The sequence below is a fragment of the Kitasatospora sp. NPDC059722 genome (assembly GCF_042733235.1).
GTDB lineage: Bacteria > Actinomycetota > Actinomycetes > Streptomycetales > Streptomycetaceae > Kitasatospora.
Map to the genome: position 1 here is coordinate 11,110 of NZ_JBHWGD010000008.1, position 16,812 is coordinate 27,921.

Annotated in this window: 16 protein-coding genes and 2 tRNA genes; 4 read left to right on the forward strand and 14 right to left on the reverse strand. The window is 72.2% G+C overall.

Translation table 11 applies throughout. The features are described from left to right. Window positions 1–130 precede the first annotated feature (130 nt). The 6 genes from pdxS to pgsA all read right to left on the reverse strand — a co-directional run bounded on the left by pdxS (window position 131) and on the right by pgsA (window position 5,083). Window positions 131–1,042 (reverse strand): pyridoxal 5'-phosphate synthase lyase subunit PdxS, encoded by a 912-nt coding sequence (gene pdxS / locus ACFV4F_RS07005; RefSeq protein WP_360230125.1) that lies wholly within the window; start codon window positions 1,040–1,042, stop codon window positions 131–133. Window positions 1,043–1,166: 124 nt separating this feature from the next. Beyond that, entirely contained in the window at window positions 1,167–1,712 is a 546-nt protein-coding gene (locus tag ACFV4F_RS07010) for a hypothetical protein (protein WP_380438016.1), read from the reverse strand. Between the two features lie 49 nt (window positions 1,713–1,761). Then, entirely contained in the window at window positions 1,762–2,124 is a 363-nt protein-coding gene (locus ACFV4F_RS07015) for a 5-carboxymethyl-2-hydroxymuconate Delta-isomerase (protein WP_380438018.1), read from the reverse strand. Between the two features lie 60 nt (window positions 2,125–2,184). Further along, complete coding sequence (locus ACFV4F_RS07020) at window positions 2,185–3,369, reverse strand: glycosyltransferase family 4 protein (RefSeq protein ID WP_363648673.1); 1,185 nt, start codon at window positions 3,367–3,369, stop codon at window positions 2,185–2,187. A gap of 51 nt (window positions 3,370–3,420) precedes the next feature. Next, complete coding sequence (locus ACFV4F_RS07025) at window positions 3,421–4,419, reverse strand: phosphatidylinositol mannoside acyltransferase (RefSeq protein ID WP_380500703.1); 999 nt, start codon at window positions 4,417–4,419, stop codon at window positions 3,421–3,423. Window positions 4,420–4,435: 16 nt separating this feature from the next. Further along, the gene (gene pgsA / locus ACFV4F_RS07030; RefSeq protein ID WP_329925087.1) at window positions 4,436–5,083 is read right to left on the reverse strand and encodes a phosphatidylinositol phosphate synthase; all 648 of its coding nucleotides are present in this window, start codon (window positions 5,081–5,083) and stop codon (window positions 4,436–4,438) included. Window positions 5,084–5,338: 255 nt separating this feature from the next. On the opposite strand from pgsA, the gene ACFV4F_RS07035 reads away from it, so the two are divergent. After that, entirely contained in the window at window positions 5,339–7,387 is a 2,049-nt protein-coding gene (locus tag ACFV4F_RS07035) for an elongation factor G-like protein EF-G2 (protein ID WP_380500704.1), read from the forward strand. On the opposite strand, the gene ACFV4F_RS07040 is transcribed toward ACFV4F_RS07035, so the two are convergent. After that, entirely contained in the window at window positions 7,375–7,818 is a 444-nt protein-coding gene (locus tag ACFV4F_RS07040; protein ID WP_380438113.1) for a thiol-disulfide oxidoreductase DCC family protein, read from the reverse strand. The genes ACFV4F_RS07035 and ACFV4F_RS07040 overlap by 13 nt on opposite strands. A 199-nt stretch (window positions 7,819–8,017) precedes the next feature. Between ACFV4F_RS07040 and ACFV4F_RS07045 the strand changes: the two genes are divergently transcribed. After that, complete coding sequence (locus tag ACFV4F_RS07045; protein WP_380438026.1) at window positions 8,018–9,667, forward strand: hypothetical protein; 1,650 nt, start codon at window positions 8,018–8,020, stop codon at window positions 9,665–9,667. 79 nt (window positions 9,668–9,746) lie between these two features. Here ACFV4F_RS07045 and ACFV4F_RS07050 read toward each other — a convergent pair whose 3' ends face one another. The 4 genes from ACFV4F_RS07050 to ACFV4F_RS07065 all read right to left on the reverse strand — a co-directional run bounded on the left by ACFV4F_RS07050 (window position 9,747) and on the right by ACFV4F_RS07065 (window position 14,220). Then, on the reverse strand, window positions 9,747–10,307 hold the full coding sequence (locus ACFV4F_RS07050; RefSeq protein ID WP_380438028.1) for an HIT family protein: 561 nt from the start codon (window positions 10,305–10,307) through the stop codon (window positions 9,747–9,749). Window positions 10,308–10,390: 83 nt separating this feature from the next. Beyond that, window positions 10,391–12,370: a threonine--tRNA ligase gene (thrS, locus tag ACFV4F_RS07055; RefSeq protein WP_380500705.1), complete on the reverse strand. Its 1,980-nt coding sequence runs from the start codon at window positions 12,368–12,370 to the stop codon at window positions 10,391–10,393. Window positions 12,371–12,466: 96 nt separating this feature from the next. Further along, entirely contained in the window at window positions 12,467–13,633 is a 1,167-nt protein-coding gene (locus tag ACFV4F_RS07060; RefSeq protein WP_380500706.1) for a hypothetical protein, read from the reverse strand. Between the two features lie 32 nt (window positions 13,634–13,665). Next, window positions 13,666–14,220: a DUF4365 domain-containing protein gene (locus ACFV4F_RS07065; protein ID WP_359973248.1), complete on the reverse strand. Its 555-nt coding sequence runs from the start codon at window positions 14,218–14,220 to the stop codon at window positions 13,666–13,668. A gap of 140 nt (window positions 14,221–14,360) precedes the next feature. Between ACFV4F_RS07065 and ACFV4F_RS07070 the strand changes: the two genes are divergently transcribed. After that, window positions 14,361–15,128, forward strand: coding sequence for an exonuclease domain-containing protein (locus tag ACFV4F_RS07070; protein WP_380438034.1), 768 nt, complete (start codon window positions 14,361–14,363; stop codon window positions 15,126–15,128). 65 nt (window positions 15,129–15,193) lie between these two features. Here ACFV4F_RS07070 and ACFV4F_RS07075 read toward each other — a convergent pair. The 3 genes from ACFV4F_RS07075 to ACFV4F_RS07085 form a co-directional block, all read right to left on the reverse strand. Continuing rightward, window positions 15,194–15,265: transfer RNA gene (locus tag ACFV4F_RS07075), tRNA-Val, on the reverse strand. 212 nt (window positions 15,266–15,477) lie between these two features. Beyond that, window positions 15,478–15,549: transfer RNA gene (locus ACFV4F_RS07080), tRNA-Val, on the reverse strand. A 78-nt stretch (window positions 15,550–15,627) separates the two neighbouring features. Further along, window positions 15,628–16,098, reverse strand: a complete 471-nt coding sequence (locus ACFV4F_RS07085) for a TIGR02611 family protein (protein ID WP_380500707.1) — start codon at window positions 16,096–16,098, stop codon at window positions 15,628–15,630. A gap of 195 nt (window positions 16,099–16,293) precedes the next feature. On the opposite strand from ACFV4F_RS07085, the gene ACFV4F_RS07090 reads away from it, so the two are divergent. Further along, window positions 16,294–16,707, forward strand: coding sequence for an SsgA family sporulation/cell division regulator (locus tag ACFV4F_RS07090; RefSeq protein WP_030056266.1), 414 nt, complete (start codon window positions 16,294–16,296; stop codon window positions 16,705–16,707). Window positions 16,708–16,812 lie beyond the last annotated feature (105 nt).

The window sequence follows — 16,812 nt, forward strand, 5'->3', positions numbered from 1 at the left end:
GTATATTTTTTACTAAATAGTCATAATCTCTCTCTATTACTTGCACTTTAACCAGGGGGGGGTGTGGCGGCGCGCCCCCCGCCGCGCGCCGGGGCGGGGGGGCGCCCCGGCTCGGTGCGGGGGGAAGCGATTACCAGCCGCGGTTGGCGTAGCGCTCGGTCTCCGGCAGGGTGTCGCAGTTGATGCCGACCATGGCCTCGCCGAGGTTGCGCGAGGCGTCCGCGATGATCTTCGGGTCGTCGAAGAAGGTGGTGGCCTTCACGATGGCGGCGGCGCGCTTGGCCGGGTCGCCCGACTTGAAGATGCCCGAGCCGACGAAGACGCCCTCGGCGCCCAGCTGGCGCATCAGCGCGGCGTCGGCAGGGGTGGCCACGCCACCGGCGGAGAACAGCACGACCGGCAGCTTGCCGAGCTCGGCGACCTCCTTGACCAGCTCGTACGGGGCGCGCAGCTCCTTGGCGGCGGCGTACAGCTCGTTGTGGTCCAGGGCGCGCAGCTGGCCGATCTCGTTCTTGATCTGGCGCAGGTGGCGGACCGCCTCGACGACGTTGCCGGTGCCGGCCTCGCCCTTCGAGCGGATCATGGCCGCGCCCTCGGCGATGCGGCGCAGGGCCTCGCCCAGGTTGGTGGCGCCGCAGACGAAGGGGGTGGTGAAGGCCCACTTGTCCGAGTGGTTGACCTCGTCGGCCGGGGTCAGGACCTCGGACTCGTCGATGTAGTCGACACCGAGCGACTGCAGGACCTGGGCCTCGACGAAGTGGCCGATGCGGGACTTGGCCATGACCGGGATCGAGACCGCCTCGATGATCTCCTCGATCATGTTGGGGTCCGACATGCGGGCGACGCCGCCGTCCTTGCGGATGTCGGCCGGGACCCGCTCCAGCGCCATGACGGCGACAGCGCCGGCGTCCTCGGCGATCTTGGCCTGCTCGGCGTTGACCACGTCCATGATCACACCGCCCTTGAGCTGCTCGGCCATGCCGCGCTTCACCCGGGCGGTGCCGATCTGCGGCTGGTCTGCGGTGGTGGGGGTGGTGGACACGTGAGACCTCACTCGAAGATGAACCAGTGCTATCGCCCTATGGTAGGCGCATGAATTGACGCATCCATGCGCCACCAAGTCCAGCCCGCCCCACCGGATGCGACAAACAGGCCCTATCCGGACGTCAGGCCGGAGCGCCCTCCGGGGTGAGCGCCGGAGGCGGCGCGTCGTCCATCTCGAAGGCCATCGGGAAGGGCGCCTTGCCCGCCAGCCGGAAGTACCGCACCAGCCGGTGCTGGCGCACAGCCCGGGCCGCCCGCACCGCGTCGTTGTGGAACCGGCGCGCCATCGGCACCCGCCGCACCGCCGCCGTGAGGTCCCTCACGGCCTCGTCGCCGCCCGGCTCCGCCACCAGCGCCGCCACCTGTTCCGGCTCGGCCAGCACCGCCCGCAGCGCCAGGCTCAGCTGGCTCTCCGCCACCTCGCGCTGCTCGTCGTCGGCCTGCCGGGCCGCGTGCGCCGCGTCCAGCAGCAGCAGCGACGCCGCCGGGTCCAGCAGCGACGAGGTCGCCAGCTCCATCGCCACCGACGCCCGGCGGACCAGCTGCGCGTCCAGCGCCGCCCGGGCCGCGTCGATCCGGGCGTGCAACCGGTCCAGCCGACCGGCCGTCCAACTCAGGTACATGCCGAACAGCACCACGGCCACGCCGGCCCAGATCCACGTAGTCACGGGCCGCTACGTTACCGGGCCGGAGAAACGTGGAACGCAGGCCGCCCGGTCAGGCGGCGGTAGCGTTCCGGTAACTCCCCCGGTCGATGTCCTCGACGTTCACCGCGGTGAACAGCCGGGTGCCGGCCGGCGGCGTGACGTGCGCGGCCAGCAGCGCCAGGACGCCCTCGCTGAGCGCCGCCTTCGCCTCCGGCGTGCGGCCCGGGAAGATCTGGAACTGGACGTACACCTGGGCGTCGGCGCCCTCGCTCTCCCCCACCACGAACTCGTCGTTGGCCCGGAAGAGCGTCTTGCACGCCTCCGGCTTCGCGTCGATCGTGCTCACCGCGAGCCGGTTGATCGCCAGGCCCAGCGCCCGGCGGTCGAAGGCACCGGCCAGGCCGGCCGAGTAGTCGACGGAGATCTGCGGCATCGTTGCCCCCATGGGTCACGGCAGTACGGACGCCCGACCCTAACCCCGCTCACACCCGGATCAGTCCCTGGCCAGCCCGAACCGGCCCCGCCGCCCGCTGCGCACGTCCTCCTCGACGACCGCAGCCGCGCCCGCCGTCACCGTCTCGTACACCGCGAGGATGTCCGCGCCGACCGTCGACCAGTCGAAGCGCCGCACGTGCCGCGACGCCGCCTTCCGCAGCTCCTCCAGCCGCGCCGGGTCCCCCAGCAGCCGCAGCGCCGACTTCGCCAGCGCGTCCGCGTCCTCGACCGGGAACAGCTCGCCCGCGTCACCGCCGTCCAGCACCTGCTTGAACGCGTCCAGGTCGCTCGCCAGCACCGGCGCGCCCGCCGACATCGCCTCGACGAGGATGATCCCGAAGCTCTCGCCGCCGGTGTTCGGCGCCACGTACAGGTCCACGCTGCGCAGCAGCCGCGCCTTCTCGCGGTCGCTCACCATGCCCAGGAACTCGACCTGCGCCCGCACCTCGGGCGCGAGGCCCGCCACGGCCTCCTCCTCGTCGCCCTTGCCCGCCACCAGCAGCCGCACGCCCGGCCGCTCGGCCAGGATCCGCGGCAGCGCCGCCAGCAGCGTCGGCAGGCCCTTGCGCGGCTCGTTGATCCGCCCGATGAAGCCGATCGTGCCCGGCTCGCCGGCCGCCGCGCCGCCCGTCCAGCGCTCGTCCGGCTCGGCCTCCGCGAAGAAGCCGACGTCCACGCCGTTGGGGATCACCACCGCGTCCCCGCCCAGGTGCTCGACCAGCGTGCGCCGCGCGTACTCCGACACCGCGATCCGGGCCCGCATCTTCTCCAGACCGGGCTGGAGGATCGGCGAGGCCGCGATCATCGCCCGCGAGCGCGGGTTCGACGTGTGGAACGTCCCCACCATCGGCCCGGACGCCGACCACGCGGCCAGCATCGACAGGCTCGGCGAGGCCGGCTCGTGCACGTGCAGGATGTCGAACCGCCCGTCGTGCAGCCACCGCCGCACCCGCGCCGCCGACAGGATCCCAAAGCTCAGCCGCGCCACCGAGCCGTTGTACGGCACCGCCACCGCCCGCCCGGCCGAGACCACGTACGGCGGCAGCGCCTCGTCGTCCTCCGCGGGCGCCAGCACCGACACCTCGTGTCCGAGGCCGATCAGGTGCTCGGCCAGGTCCCGGATGTGGAACTGCACCCCGCCGGGGACGTCCCAGTCGTACGGGCAGACGATGCCGATCTTCACGGGTTCCTCATGCTCCTTCGCGTGCTCCGGTACGGCAGCGGGCCCGGCGTCTCAGGACCCGGTCGCCTCCGCCGCGGGCTCGCCGGCCGGCTCCGGCGCGTCCCCGCGCACCGGCAGGACCCGCTCCCCCACCTGCTCCCCCGCTGTCCCCCCAACCGTCTCACGGACGGGAAGGTCGGCCAGCCAGAAGCGCTGCAGCATGTGCCAGTCCTCGGGGTGCTTCGCGATCCCCCGCTCCCACACGTCCGCCATCGCCTGCGTCATCGCCAGCGTCCGCTCCTTGCGGTCCCCCTCCGCCGGCACCGGCACCTCCGGGTGGATCAGCGCCCGCAGTAGCGGCCCGTCGTACCAGAGCGTCACCGGCAGCAGCGCCGCCCCCGTCCGCTGGCACAGCGCCGCGGGACCGGCCGGCATCCGCGTCGCCTCGCCGAAGAACGACACCTCGATGCCCGCCTCCGACAGGTCCCGGTCCCCCACCAGGCACACCAGCCGCCCCTCGCGCAGCCGCCGCGCCAGGGTGCCGATCACGTTCACCCCGCCGCCGGTCAGTGCCAGGACCTCCATGCCCTGGCCCTCCCGGAACTCCACGAACCGGTCGAACAGCCGCTCCGGCTTCAGCCGCTCGGCGACCGTCGTGAACGGATGGCCCTGCTGCGCGACCCAGGTGCCCGCGAGGTCCCAGTTGCCCATGTGCGGCAGCGCTATCACCGCGCCCCGGCCGGCCTCCAGCGCCCCGCGCAGGTGCTCGAAACCCTCCACCCGCACGTCCCTGGCAATCCGCTCCCGGCTCCACACCGGCAGCCGGAACGACTCCATCCAGTACCGCAGGTACGAGCGCATCCCCGCCCGCGACAGCGCACGCAGCGCCACCTCGTCCAGCCCGGGACGGACCCGCCGCAGGTTCGCCTCCAGCTGCAGCACCCGCTTGCCGCGCTTGCGCCACGCGTAGTCCGCCAGCCGGTCGAACAGCGCCCGCGCCACCCGCTCGGGCAGGTGCTTCAGCACCGCCCAGCCCAGCGCGTACGCCCAGTACACCAGTCGGTCCGTCACCGCAGGACGCCCCCCATCAGCTCCCGGCCGCCACACGGTCGGCCTCGAACGCCTCGCGGCGCACGGTCAGCATCCGCTGCAGCACCGTGATCAGGCTGCCCACCGCGACCAGCCACAGCGCCACCGGCAGCAGCCACTCCACGTACGGCACCCCGAACTCGTGCAGACCCGCGACCCCGGCCGCCACCAGGCTGGCCACCAGCCGCTCGGCCCGCTCCACCAGCCCCGACACGTCGCACGGCAGGCCCTGGCTCTGCGCCCGCGCCTTCGTGTACGACACCACCAGACCGCTCGCCAGGCACACGATCGCCACCGCGCACAGCAGGTTGTTGTCGCCCTTGCCCGCGTACCACATCGCCAGACCGCCGAAGATCGCCGCGTCGGCGACCCGGTCCAGCGTCGAGTCCAGGAACGCGCCCCACTTGGTGCTCCGGCCCAGCTGGCGCGCCATGTTCCCGTCCACCAGGTCCGAGAAGATGAACAGCGTGATCGTGATGGTGCCCCAGAAGAACTCCCCGCGCGGGAAGAACACCAGCGCACCGGCCACCGAACCGGCGGTACCGATCAGCGTCACGGCGTCCGGGCTCACGCCCAGCCGGATCAGGAACGCGGCGAACGGGGTCAGGACACGTGTGAAGAAGGCACGCGCGTATTTGTTGAGCATGGCCTTCCCGACCGCTCCGATCTCCCTGGTACCCGCCTGGCGCAACACGCGCGGCAGACGGCCGGACGGATCAGCCCGCCCGGCGCACCCATCGTAGCCACGCCGACGACACGCTCCGGCGCACGCACCGCCCGACGGCGCACCGACCGACCCGCACACGCGCACCACGATCGGCCGCCCGCACGACACGCGCCCCGGCGAGACCCGACCCTAGACTTTCGAAAGACAGCCTCGGCGCCACGGGAGGAGACCCCGATGCCCGACCGCAGCACCGCACGAGCCGGCCAGGCCCCCAACGTCACCGGCCCCCGCGACCTGCGCAACGTCGTCCTCATCGGCTGCAGCGGTGTGGGCAAGACCACCCTCGCCGAAACCCTCGCCCTCACCGCCGGCGCCACCGGCCGGGCCGGCCGCGTCGCCGACGGCACCACCGTCTCCGACCACGAGGACATCGAGCACCAGCAGCAGCGCTCCGTCCAGCTCGCGCTGCTCCCCCTCGAATGGCGCGGCACCAAGATCAACCTGATCGACCCGCCCGGCCACCCCGACTTCGCCGCCGACCTGCGCGCCGCCCTGCACGCCGCCGACGCCGCCGTCTTCGTCGTCTCCGCCACCGACCCCGTCACCGCCCCCACCCGCGCCCTCTGGCGCGAGTGCGCCGCCGAAGGCATCCCCCGCGCCGTCGCCGTCGCCAAGCTCGACCTCGCCCGCGCCGGCTTCGACGACATCCTCACCGCCTGCCACGACGCCTTCGAGCTCGGCCCCGACACCCTGCGCCCGCTGTTCCTGCCCGTCCACCACGACGGCCACCCCGACGGCAGCGTCGACCTGCTCACCGGACAGACCTACGGCGACGCCACCCCCCTGCCCGACACCGCACCCGCCCGCGAGAGCCTCGTCGAAGCCATCTCCGGCCAGGACGACGCCCTCATGGAGCGCTACCTCGCCGGCGACACCCTCGACACCGACGCCCTCGAAGCGGGCATGCGCCGCGAAGTCCTCGCCTGCACCCTCCACCCCGCCGTCCCCACCAGCGAGAACGGCCTCGGCGCCGCCGAACTCCTCGACCTCATCGCCCACACCTTCCCCGACCCCACCGAACGCACCCGCCCCGGGCCCGCCTGCGACCCCGACGCCCCCCTCGCCGCCCAGGTCATCCGCGTCACCGGCGACGCCTACGTCGGCCGCATCAGCCTCCTGCGCGTCTACGCCGGCACCCTGCGCCCCGACACCCGCATCCACCTCACCGGCCCCGCGCACCCCGCCGACCAGGACGGCGACGAACGCGTCACCGCCCTCAGCAGCCCCTTCGGCAAACTCCAGCGCCCCGTCCCGCACGCCGTCGCCGGCGACCTCGTCTGCGCCGCCAAACTCACCACCGCCCGCGCCGGCGACACCGTCCACGACCCCGGCCACCCCGTCGAACTCGACGGCTGGACCCTCCCCGAACCCCTGCTGCCCATCGCCGTCGAAGCCCACAGCAAGGCCGACGACGACAAGCTCTCCCAGGCCCTCACCCGGCTCACCGCCGAGGACCCGGCCCTGCGCCTCGAACAGAACCCCGACACCCACCAGCTCGTCCTCTGGTGCACCGGCGAGGCCCACGCCGACGTCGTCCTCGACCGCCTGCGCACCCGCCACGGCGTCCACGTCGACACCGTCGAGCCCAAGGTCGCGCTGCGCGAGACCTTCGGCAGCGCCGCCGCCGGCCACGGCCGGCTCGTCAAGCAGTCCGGCGGCCACGGCCAGTACGCCATCTGCGACCTCGAAGTCGAACCCCTCCCCGCCGGCTCCGGCTTCGAGTTCCAGGAACACGTCGTCGGCGGCGCCGTGCCCAAGCACTTCATCCCGTCCGTCGAGAAGGGCGTCCGCGCCCAGCTCGCCAAGGGCGTCGCCACCGGACACCCGCTCGTCGACGTCCGCGTCACCCTCACCGACGGCAAGGCCCACTCCGTCGACTCCTCCGACGCGTCCTTCCAGACCGCCGCCGCCCTCGCCCTGCGCGACGCCGCCGAACACGCCGTCATCCGCCTGCTCGAACCCGTCGCCGCCGTCAGCGTCCTGCTCCCCGACGACTACCTCGGCGCCGTCCTCGGGGACCTCTCCGCACGCCGCGGCCGCGTCCTCGGCAGCGACAACGCCGGCCCCGGACTCACCCTCCTGCGCGCCGAGGTCCCCGAGCTCGAACTCACCCGCTACCCCCTCGACCTGCGCTCCCTCACCCACGGAACCGCCGAGTTCAGCCGCGCCTACCTGCGGCACGAACCCATGCCCGCCGCCGTCGCCGAACGCTACGACGACTGAACGGCCTGCCGGTTCGGCAGCGCGCACGCCGGCGTACCACCCGGCATCCGGTGCCGGTTCCTCGCCACCCAGCGGTACACCACGCCCACCACCGGCCGCACCGGAGCCAGCGTCAACAGCGCGCCCAGGTACGCCCACGCGCCGCCCGACCGCATCAGCAGCCGCGCCACCGCCTGCGCACCCCCGTACACCCGCCCCGCCGGAGTCACCCACAGCACCTCGCGCTCCGCACGCTCCCAGGTGACCTCGCCCGCGCCACCCGCCCGCGCGTCCAGCGCCGCCAGATCGGCGAACTGGAACGGCACCGCCTCCCAGCCCCCCGACGCCAGCGTCTGCCGCAGATACCGCTCCGCCCACCCCAGGCACGACGAGCAGAACGCGCAGTCCCCGTCGAAGACCAGCACCGGATCCTTCACGGCAACCCCTTCCATCGCAGTCACGATCATCCTGCACCCACGCCACCGGACCGGAACCACCGGGTATCGACACCGGCGAAGCTGGGCATCATGCCTCTCGAACCAACGCGGCAGCCAACGCGGCCCGATCGTGACGGTACTTCAGACGATCATCCGCGCAGCACCACCACGGCACGGTAACCTGCCGCTGACAAGGGGAGGAGGGGACACCACCGTGACCACACTCGACATGACCCCGGGTGCGCAGATACCCCGGACCGACGCCGGCCCGCAGACCGCCGTCACCCAGGCGCTCTCCTCCGCGGCCTACCGGGACGGCGAGATCGAACCCTTCGTCGAGAAGATCGGCGCCGCCACCTACAAGAAGCCACGCTTCCGGCTGTTCCGAGCCAATCTCGGCGAGGCCTTCAGCACCGCCGTCATCGCCCGCGCCCTCGGCGCGACCCGCAAGCCCATCGTGCCCTCCTTCGGCACCGACACCCGCCAGATCGTCGAACACTGCCTCGCCGCCCAGGAGTTCCGCGGCAACCGGGACCGCCAACTCACCACCATCACCGTGGTGTTCGGCCTCCTCGCCCTGCCCGGAAGCCTCATCTGGCTGGCCGCGTTCTACCTCCGCACCTGGCTCCTCAAGGACAAGTCCCGCCAGAACGAGGTCTACGGCGGCCTCGCCCTCCTCGCCGCCGGCGCCGTCGCCGTCCTCCTCGCCCTGCGCCCCCCGGCCGCCGGACTCCTCGGCCTCTACCTGCGCATCACCATGATCGCCCCGGTGATCGGCTGGTTCCTCGCCAAACGCATCGTCCTGCGCTCCACCCGCGAACTGCGCGCCCGCTGGCAGGCCCTCGTCGAGGGCAACGCCGTCGCCGCCACCGTCGCCAAGGCCGTCCCCCGCGACGACCTCGACAAGAAGGCCGTCGACCTGCGCGACAAGCTCGGCCGCCTCGAAGCCGAGCAGGAGACCAACGTCCAGCACTACGCCGGCCCCAAGGGCATCCTCGGCGTCGGCCGCCGCTGGGGCGAATGGCGACTCGTCGACGTGCTGCGGCCCGCCGAGGGCCACAGCGACTTCCGCGCCTTCCACCCCTGGGACCTCGTCCGCAAGATCGGCGCCCACCTCAAGGGGCTCTCGATCAGCGAGGTCGCCAACAGCGGCATGACCAACGTCTCGATCAAGCAGTGGGCGGTGCTCGAAGTCGGCGAGAACGCCGACGAGATCTCCCGCCCCGCGGGCGCCGACATGGACGGCGACCGGATGCGCGACTTCGCCGTCCAGACCATCGCCGACAAGCAGACCTTCTCCGGCGGCGGCGCCCGGCACTACCTCGCCACCCAGTTCATCACCTTCGACGGCAAGCTGATCATCACCTTCACCGTCACCGTCACCCTGCTCGCCAACACCCTCACCGTGACGGTCGCCGGCTACGCGCTCGGCCCGGTCGCCGGCGTCTTCGGGGACAAGCCCGCCCCCAAGGAGAAGACGATCCAGAAGACCGGCAAGTTCTGGGAGGAGCGGACCGTCCAGCTCCCCCTGATCGACAACGACGAAGTGGTGCGCCAGGCCCTGCGCGCACCCCTGGTCCGCATCCCCGGGCTGCTCGCCTGGCTCGGCGGCGGCATCGGCCTGCCCGAGCCCTTCGGCTTCCGGCACGCCTGGGCGAACCCGCCGTGGAGCAGCCGCTTCATGACGGACAACGCGCTCAACGCCTCCGTCCCGGTGCTCAGCGCGGTCCACGCCGCCACGCTGGAGTTCCTGGAGGAGCACGACCTCGACACCGAGCGCTTCTTCAAGAACCGCACCTCGATCATCAAGTCCGAGGCGCAGGGCACCCGGCCGTACAAGGTCGACCAGTTCGACGCGGGCTGAGCGATCGGCCGGGCGACACGACGGAGGGGCCCGTCACCGGTACTCCCGGTGACGGGCCCCTCCGCTCACGCGCGTCCGCTCAGTCCTGCGGCCAGACCTCGGCCAGCATCTTGCGGGTGTCCGCCAGCAGCTGCGGCAGCACCTTCGTGTGCCCCACCACCGGCATGAAGTTGGTGTCCCCGCCCCAGCGCGGCACCACGTGCTGGTGCAGGTGCGCCGCGATCCCCGCCCCGGCCGCCGCGCCCTGGTTCATCCCGATGTTGAACCCGTGCGCGCCGGAGGCGGCCCGCAGCGCGGTCATCGCCTTCTTGGTGAACCCGGCCAGCTCGGCGGTCTCGGCCTCGTCCAGGTCGGTGTAGTCCGCGACGTGCCGGTACGGGACCACCATCAAGTGGCCGCCGTTGTACGGATAGAGGTTCAGTACCGCGAAGACGGACGTGCCGCGCGCGACGACCAGCCCGTCCTCGTCGCTCAGCGACGGGATCGAGCAGAACGGGCAACCGTCGTCCGGAGCCGGGCCGGTGGGCTTGTTCTCACCCTGGATGTACGCCATCCGATGGGGGGTCCACAGGCGGCGGAAGCCGTCCGGCTCACCGACGCCCCGCTGCAGTTCCGGCTCAGTCGTCATGCTGATCAGCATATTCGCCCGAGGCCCCCTGCAAAGCCGCGCGGGGCAGACTCCTCAGGAGCCTGCCCCGCGTCGGGGTCAACCGGACTGCGACGTCACACCTGGATGCGGTTCTTCACCGCGTCCACGATCTCCGCGACGGCGTCCGCGACCAGCACGCCGTTCTTCTGCTCGCCGTTGCGGTAGCGGAAGGAGACGGCCCCGGCCTCGATGTCGTCGTTGCCGGCGATCAGCATGAACGGAACCTTGCTCTTCTGGGCGTTCCTGATCTTCTTCTGCATGCGGTCGTCCGAGGTGTCGACCTCGACCCGGATCCCGTGCTCCTTCAGCTCGGCCGCGACCTCCAGCAGGTACGGGACGTGCTCGTCGGTGATCGGGATGCCGGTCACGGTGACCGGGGCCAGCCACGGCGGCATGGCGCCGGCGTAGTGCTCCAGCAGCACCGCGAAGAAGCGCTCGATCGAGCCGAACAGCGCGCGGTGGATCATGACCGGCCGCTGACGCGAGCCGTCCGCCGCGGTGTACTCCAGGTCGAAGCGCTCCGGCAGGTTGAAGTCCAGCTGGATGGTGCTCATCTGCCAGGTGCGGCCGATCGCGTCCTTCGCCTGGACCGAGATCTTCGGGCCGTAGAAGGCCGCGCCACCCGGGTCCGGCACCAGCGGAAGGCCCTGCTTCTCGGCCACGGCCGCGAGGACGCGGGTGGCCTCCTCCCAGGTCTCGTCGCTGCCGACGAACTTCTCCGGGTCCTTGGTCGACAGCTCCAGGTAGAAGTCGGTCAGACCGTAGTCGCGGAGCAGGTTGAGCACGAAGGTCAGCGTGGAGTCGAGCTCCTCCGCCATCTGCTCGCGGGTGCAGTAGATGTGCGCGTCGTCCTGCGTGAAGCCGCGGGCCCGGGTCAGGCCGTGCACGACGCCGGACTTCTCGTACCGGTACACCGTCCCGAACTCGAAGAGGCGCAGCGGCAGTTCACGGTACGAGCGGCCGCGCGCGTCGAAGATCAGGTTGTGCATCGGGCAGTTCATCGGCTTGAGGTAGTAGTCCACGCCCTCGTCGAGCTGCATGGGCGGGTACATGCCGTCCGCGTACCAGTCGAGGTGGCCGCTCTTCTCGAAGAGCTTCCCCTTGGTGGCGTGCGGGGTGTAGACGAACTCGTAGCCCTCTTCCTCGTGCCGCTTGCGCGAGTAGTCCTCCATGGCGCGGCGGATGATGCCGCCCTTGGGGTGGAAGACGGCGAGGCCGGAGCCGATCTCCTCGGGGATGGAGAAGAGGTCGAGCTCGTTGCCGAGCTTGCGGTGGTCGCGCTTCTCGGCCTCGATCAGGAAGTCGAGGTGGGCCTTCAGCTCGTCCTTGCTCGGCCAGGCGGTCCCGTAGATGCGCTGGAGCATGGGGTTCTTCTCGCTGCCGCGCCAGTAGGCGGCCGCGTTGCGCATCAGCTTGAACGCCGGGATGTGCCGGGTGCTGGGCAGGTGCGGGCCGCGGCAGAGGTCGCCCCAGCACTGGTCGCCGCTCTTGGCGTCCAGGTTGTCGTAGATGGTGAGCTCGCCGGCGCCGACCTCGACGTCGGCGCCCTCGCCGGCGGTGGCGGCGGAGCCCTTGAGGCCGATCAGCTCCAGCTTGTACGGCTCGGCGGCCAGCTCCTCACGGGCGGACTCGTCGGTGACCACGCGGCGGGAGAACTTCTGCCCGCGCTTGATGATCTCCTGCATCTTCTTCTCGATGGCCTTGAGGTCATCGGGGTGGAAGGGCTTCTCGACGTCGAAGTCGTAGTAGAAGCCGTCCTTGACCGGCGGGCCGATGCCGAGCTTGGCCTCGGGGAAGAGCTGCTGCACGGCCTGCGCCATGACGTGCGCGGTGGAGTGGCGCAGGATGTCCAGGCCGTCCTTGCTGCCGATCGCGACCGGCTCGACCTCGTCGCCGTCCTGGACGGCGTAGGCGAGGTCCTTGAGCTGGCCGCCGACGCGGGCGGCGATGATCGAACGGTCGTCGGCGAAGAGCTCGGCGGCCGTAGTGCCCGTGGTCACCACGCGCTCTTCCCGATCGGGTTCGCGGTTGATGATTACCCGGACGTCCGTCACCGGTCTCTCCTGACGTGCTGGATTAGAGGACGCAACACTGCGCTGCGCGTGACGATGGTACCGAGAGCGCCGCCCCCACCGTCCACCGACGGCGATCTAGCCGCCTTCTCCCCCGTCCGTCAGTCCCTTGAGCAGCCGCTCTCGGTCGCCCTCGTCCCATCCGCACAGCTCAAGGCCCTGCGGCCGGGTGAGCCGGCGGAAGCCGCCGCGGCTCTCCAGCCGGCCCGCGACCCGCACCGGGACGCCCGCGAGGTGGGCCTCGGCGGCGAGCCGGTAGTCGGGGTCGGGCAGCCGGACCTTGAGCTCGCGGACCTCGGCGCCGCCGAGGATCCGCAGACGGACGGTGCCGGGGCCGGTCGGGTCGGCGCGCTTGAGGCGGACGACGACGCCGACGACGGTGACGGCGACGGCGGGCTCGATGCGCTCCAGGAGTTCGGCGGCCTCGGCGAGGGCGGGCAGGTCGCCGGGCGAGAAGTCGAGGACGACGCGGCGCTCGCCGAAGCCGCCCGGTGTGCCGGCGGCGGCCGACCAGGCGACCGCGAGCTGCGCGGCGGTCGCGCCGCGCACGAGTTCCTCGACGGACTGCACGAGCTCGCGGCTGACCCCGGCCTGGACGGCGTTCTCGAAGGCCTCCGGCCCGCCGCTGACCCGCCGGTAGTCGACGGCGTCGCGCAGTGCCTCCAGCGCGCGGACGAGGGTGGTGACGGCGGCGCGCCCCTCGGGGGCGGGGGTGTAGGCGGTGAGGCCGGCGCCCTGTTCGACGACCAGGACGCGGTCCAGGAAGTCGTCGGCCCAGGTGTCCAGCCGGGCGCCGAAGTAGGCGGCCCTGGTCCGTCCGGCCTTGGCCCCGGCGGCGAGCATGGCGCGGGCCGCCCGCCCGAGCCGTTCGGCGTCCTCCCAGGGCGCGGTGCCGGCCGGTCCGGGCACGTCGCGGTGCCAGCGCAGTTCGTCGCCGGGCACGGAGAGGGCGAGCAGGATCGAGCGGGCGGAGGGGCTGTGCGAGCGGGACAGGGCGGTGACGGCGTCGGTGAGGAGGTCGACCGCGTCGTCGAAGCCGTCGCCGGCGGGGACGAGCAGGCTGGTGCCGGGGTCGTCGTCCGGGGGCGTCCAGCGGCCGTACCGGGCGGCGGGGCCGCCGCGCCGCACCCAGCCGTGCCGGGCGAGCAGGGTGGCGAGCACCGCGGGGTCGACGGTGGCCGGGTCGGGCAGGCCGCCGCCGGGCAGGACTCCGTCGGGCTCGCCCGGTGCGTGGGGTGGTGTCATGGGTGCGGCTCCTCCCGGCCGGGGCCGGGCCGTCACGGGCTGCCGCCCGCGCCGACCCTGGCCATGATGTCGCACAGCGCGCGGTCGTCGAAGACCTTCGTGGTGGGCACCCGGACGTTGGTGCGGCGCTGCCCGGTGACGGGGTGGCCGGCCAGGTTGACCCAGTAGCAGCAGTGCCGCAGTTCGAGCGCGTCCGGCCGGGCCGCCAGCCAGTGGTCGACCCGGCGCGGCAGCAGCATGACGACGAGGATCCGGGGCACCGCGACGCGGGCCCGGGCGAGCTTGCGCAGGTGGTCGTTGTCCAGGGTGAAGCTGAAGAACGGCCCGGCCGGGTCGGGCGCGATCTGCTGGGTCGCCTTGAGCTGGATCTTGATGGTGACCTCGTCGTCGACCTCGTGCGCCCGGGAGCCGTGGCTGACCTGCCAGTCGATGCCGTTGTCCGGGAAGGGCTGGGAGAGCGAGCAGCCGGCCGCCGCGGCGACCGCGTGCAGGTAGCCGACCTGCAGCGTCTCCATGCAGGCCGTCACCGCGAGGTTCCCCCGCAGGACCGCCGCCGCCTCGTCGGGCTGCGGCTGTGTCAGCGCCATCGCCCCTAGCCTCCCCCCGGGCCCGCCACCCCCGGGAGCGGCCCAAGGCCAGGATCCCCGGCCCGGCCTGCGCCAAACGGTTGAGCGGGCGTCAGAACCGGGTATCACCGGGGTGCGGACCGCACGTCTGAGGGGCAGTCATGCAGCACTACTGGTACACCGGCCCACTCGCCTCCTTCGACACCGAGACCACCGGCGTGGACGTCGAGCACGACCGGATCGTCTCGGCCGCCCTGGTCGTCCAACTCGCCCCGGGCGCACCCGTGCAGACCGAGACCTGGCTGGCCGATCCGGGGGTCCCGATCCCGGACGGCGCCCGGGCGGTGCACGGCATCACCGACGACCACGTGCGCGCGCACGGCCGTCCGGCCCGCGCCGTCGTGGCGGAGATAACCCGGGCCCTGGCCGCGCAGGCCAGGGCCGGGCGGCCGGTGGTGGTGATGAACGCGCCCTACGACCTGACGCTGCTGGACCGGGAGTTGCGCCGCCATCACGGCCTCCCGCTGACGGGCGGGCTGGGCGCGGCCGGACTGGTGGTGCTGGATCCGCGGGTGCTGGACAAGCACGTGGACCGCTACCGCAAGGGCCGCCGGACGCTGACCGACCTGTGCGCGCACTACGGCGTCGAGCTGGCCGGCGCGCACGACGCGGCGGCGGACGCCTCGGCGGCGCTGGCGCTGACGCGGACGATCGGTTCCCGCTACCCGGCGGCGCTGGGCGGGCTCACGGCGGCCGAGCTGCACCTGCGTCAGGCGATCTGGCACGCGGCGCAGGCGCGGGGGCTGCAGAACTGGTTCGACCGGTCCGGGACGCCGGAGCGGGTGGACCTGTCCTGGCCGCTCCGGCCGGCCAGGTGCGGCTGCGGCAGGCGCTTGGAGCCGGAGCACGGCTGCGAGGCGGCGGCGTAGCGGCCGGCTCCGAACGCGCCGCAGGACCTGACCGGTATCCCGATCAGGGCCTGCGTGCTGTCCGGTGGGCGATACTGGGATCGAACCAGTGACCCCTTCGGTGTGAACGAAGTGCTCTCCCGCTGAGCTAATCGCCCGGGCAACGAGAAGAACTGTAGCACCATTTGGAGCCGGTCGTACAACTCGCCCCTTCCGGGGCCGGCCTGGCCGAACCGCAGAACCGGTGCTCCGCGCGGAAGGTGACTGGGGCTCAGGTGCATTCGCGCGGGCACTTCCGGCGGGATTCCGGAAATACATGTGAGGCCCAGCCGATAATCGGCTGGGCCTCACATATCACAATGCATTCCGGTGGGCGATACTGGGATCGAACCAGTGACCCCTTCGGTGTGAACGAAGTGCTCTCCCGCTGAGCTAATCGCCCGGGTGCAGGGAAAACATTACCGCATCCCGGAGGGTGGTCCGAACACGCCGCCCGGCGGGGGCCGCTCCCCGGATCGGCTCAGCTCTCGTCCGCCGTCCAGGGGACGGTCAGGCCGTAGCGCGCGAAGTACCAGCCGCCGACCCCGACGAGCGCGGCCAGGCCGAGGGCGGTGAGCGTCAGGTTCCGCCGGCGGACCCGCGGGTCCAGGGCGCGCCGGGCGGCCTCGTTGACCTTGCGGCGGGTCCACCGCAGGGCCAGTTGGGCCCAGGCGAACTCGGTGGCCCACACCCCCATGCCCAGGAAGATCACAACCCAGCCGGGACCGGGCAGCGGCAGCATGACCACGCCGAGGACGACGACGGTGAGGCCGACCAGGAAGATCACCGCCCGCCAGGCGAGGTGGAGCGGACGGGAACGGCGGATGAACGCGGGCGCCCGCGAGCCGGATGCCCGGCCACCCTCGGGGGCCGTCCCGCCGGCCGTGCCGTTCGACATGATCGATTCACCCGTTCCCGTGTTCCCGCCGGTCTTGTCGTTTCGCACAGTCATGCCAGGAAAGTAACCGAGAAGCGGCCCGGTAATGCCGGGCAGGGGCACTCGGGGAAGATTCCGCAATGCGCCGTAAGGGGTACGACTCGGCCCCGAATCGGGACAGAGGGGTTTACATCGGGCTTGGAGGTGGGATGGTCCGTTCGCCGACGTGCGATTCCCCGAGCGCACACTGAGCGAAAGGCCATGGCGCTTATGAACACCACGGTCAGCTGCGAGCTGCACCTGCGCCTCATCGTGTCCAGCGAGTCCTCACTGCCCGTCCCCGCGGGCCTGCGCTACGACACCGCCGACCCCTACGCCGTGCACGCCACGTTCCACACGGGCGCCGACGAGACCGTGGAGTGGGTGTTCGCCCGAGATCTCCTCGCGGAGGGGCTGCACCGACCCACCGGTACCGGCGACGTCCGGGTGTGGCCGTCGCGCAGCCACGGGCAAGGGGTGGTCTGCATCGCGCTGAGCTCTCCGGAAGGAGAAGCCCTGCTGGAGGCCCCTGCCCGGGCGCTTGAGTCGTTCCTCAAGCGGACGGACGCCGCGGTGCCCCCCGGCACCGAACACCGCCACTTCGACCTCGACCGGGAGCTGTCCCACATCCTCGCCGAAAGCTGATCCCACCCGGAGGCGGTCACGCCCCGCCGACGGCGGGGCCGCACCCCCTGCCGTCATCGCAGCCGTCCTACTCGGGGGCACGGCAGCAGACTCAGCCGCGCACGA